Below are 318 nucleotides of genomic sequence, written 5' to 3' on the forward strand. Positions count from 1 at the left end.
TTACCAAGTTTTTTATTGAGTACAAAGCACAGATTATGCGACAGAATCTTACGAATCAATCGATGAGACAAATGCCATAAATCTCTTGCTCGTACCTTTTGTATATTAAATCGTTCTGATAACTGACCAATGACTGTTTCAACGATACGGCGGGCTTTCATTAGCCGTCTTACCACAGGTTTGGGTCTATCTTCTTTCATATTAGCTCTGAGTGGCGTTTGTAAATCTACTCCTTGAGCGTCGTAGTACGATGTCAGACTCGGGCTGATATACCCTTTATCAGCGCCGAGCAAACCATGGATATGGTCAGTAATATCA

1 protein-coding gene is annotated in these 318 nt (G+C 40.9%); it reads right to left on the reverse strand.

The window, feature by feature from the left end; translation table 11 throughout:
• Positions 1 to 318 (reverse strand): transposase (locus ACT3RN_RS16280; RefSeq protein ID WP_444518897.1); only part of this gene is annotated, 318 nt, incomplete at both ends.

This window comes from Psychrobacter sp. AOP5-GZ1-6 (genome assembly GCF_052376345.1).
Taxonomy (GTDB): Bacteria; Pseudomonadota; Gammaproteobacteria; order Pseudomonadales; family Moraxellaceae; genus Psychrobacter.